The sequence below is a fragment of the Endozoicomonas sp. SESOKO4 genome (genome assembly GCF_024606275.1).
Genome location: NZ_JAHHPS010000627.1, coordinates 1 through 2,333, shown reverse-complemented (window position 1 = coordinate 2,333; position 2,333 = coordinate 1). Strand labels below are relative to the sequence as shown.

1 protein-coding gene is annotated in these 2,333 nt (G+C 44.7%); it reads right to left on the bottom strand.

Translation table 11 applies throughout. The features are described 5' to 3' along the window. Positions 1-225: 225 nt before the first annotated feature. Positions 226-1,899: a WD40 repeat domain-containing protein gene (locus tag KDK16_RS12235; protein WP_257276333.1), complete on the bottom strand. Its 1,674-nt coding sequence runs from the start codon at positions 1,897-1,899 to the stop codon at positions 226-228. Between the last annotated feature and the right edge of the window lie 434 nt (positions 1,900-2,333).

The window sequence follows — 2,333 nt, the reverse complement described above, 5'->3', positions numbered from 1 at the left end:
GGGAGTGAAACGTCAATCCTGGAATGTTTATCCGTAGAGTGCATGACTGTTCCTTGAAAGTGGGTATTGATCCTCGGTTAGAAAGGACATTTAAAATTCATTAAAACGCTTAGACCTGGTTTGAGAGTGAAAGTTCAGAAAATTGAGGTCAGTGAAACTTGGAAAGAGCAACACCCTGATCCGGGAAAAGGATAGAAAGAAATTTTTTATCGGGTTTTATGTTCATTAGACCATCAATCTTCCCTCCATTAGTTTAAAGACTCTCACCTTGTTATCATCACTGATGGTCAACACATATCGGACATCGGCGCTGATGGTGGCCGATCTGACCACCCTCTTGTGGGAAATGATCGCTTTTTTTACCCATGATCCATCGGCTCCAAGACCATAAATTTTCACTATTTTGTCACCCAGGGCATTCGTCACCACAAGGCAACCATTGGCACTGAAGACGGCCGATCGGACGCAACCTTTGTGGGTAATGGTGGTTTTTTCTACCCAACGTTCAGGGGCCTCCAGACCATAGATTTTTGCCGTACCATCTTCGCTGGCGGTGACCAAATGGCGGCCATCGGTACTGAAGTTGGCTGAGTAGACCGCACCCTCGTGATAAATCGTGGCTATTTCTTTCCATGATCCATCGTCCTGCAGGGCAGAGATTTTTGCCGTATGATCTTCACTGGTGGTGACCAGATGGTGGCCGTCGGCGCTGAAGGCAGCTGAGTAGACCGCACCCTCGTGAGAAATCGTGGCTATTTCTTGCCATGATCCATCTTTCTGCAGGTCAGAGATTTTCGCCGTATGATCTTCACTGGTGGTGACCAAATGGTGGCCATTGGCGCTGAAGGTCGCTGAGGTGATCCTACCCTCATGGGTGATGGCGATTTTTTGTTTCCATAACCCATTGTCCTCCCGACTATAGATGCTCACCATGTTATTTTTACCGACGATTACCACATCACGGCCATCGGGACTGAAGCTAGCTGATTTGACTGGACCACCAGGGTATATAATGGCCTCTCTTTCCCATGACCCACCGTCCCCCTGCCCATGAATTTGTGCCGTGCAATCATCGCTGGCAGTCACCACATGTTTACCATCATCACTGAAGGTGGCTGAGTTGACATGTCTGCCGTGGATAATAGTGCTTTTTTCTTGCCATGACCCATCGTCAGCCTGAACGCAGATTTTCGCTGTGAAATCGAGACTGGCAGTCACTATATGACGGCTATCGGCACTAAAAGTGGCTGAACTGACCGAATTGTTATGGGAAATGGTGGCTCTTGGAATCCAGAATCCGTTGGCCCTGTGGCGACAGATTTTTACCGTATTATCCATACTGGCGGTCACCAAATGGCGGCTATCAGGACTAAATATGGCTGTATTGACATCGTCAAGATGGGTGATTTTGGCTGTTATCTCCAGGTTGAATTTTTTACATTGAGACATCAGTTTACTGTTGGTGAACAGGAACGGAGCAGGAAAATAAATACATTTTCGGTTCTCTTGAAAAACCAGTGATTTGACGGTATTCCCATTCGCAAAAGGCTTTAACCAACCACGGAGTTGTTGATTGTCTTTTGTCATGATGGTGGTCTTTAGTTGATATCGGGATGGTGAAGGAAACCGCTGATACCATGCTCTTTCCAGAGCTCTATTCTTTTTAACAAGATAGCGAAGGTATGTGCATACCTTTGTTAAACAGTGAATGCTTCGAAAATCCAAATAGCGAATAATTTTGACATGTGTCTCTTCGGCTAAATGGAAGAATGTAGGTTCAACTTTTTCCTGTACACTAACTTCCCTGCCCAGACTGACAACCGTTGGTGCTTCAAGCAGTCTGGGTATCTTTGGTGCAGGCGGGAGTGGAGCGTCAAAATTTCTGTTCGTAAAGTGCATATCTGTTCCTTCAAAGTCAGTATTTACCTCCGGTTAGAAAGAGGATTTAAAATGGGTTGTTAGTTTAGAACCGGTTTTAGAACGAAAGTTCATAACATTGAGGTCAGTAAAAATAAGCAAAAACAGAGCCTTGCTCCGGGAAAATGACAGGAAGAAACTTTTCCATTGAGAGCTCGCTGTAAAAGTTTTAATCAGGTTCTTAACAAACCCTGTTTTCAAATCGGCTATCTTCAAAAACACGCTTAATTGCAGGTTGTTTTAGAAACAGCCTGTACAGAAAACCACTACTCTGTTGTCATTACTGGAATGGTTGTCCGAAGGGTGCATGGCTGTCCCTTCAAAGTCAGTTTTTATCCTCTGGGTAAGGACATTTAAAATAGATTGAAAGCTTAGAACCGGTTTTAGAATGAAAGTTCAAAACATTGAGGTCATTG

Excerpts from the sequence above, each read along its gene's own strand:
- KDK16_RS12235 (WP_257276333.1), bottom strand. The coding sequence starts at position 1,899 with ATGCACTTTACGAACAGAAATTTTGACGCTCCACTCCCGCCTGCACCA.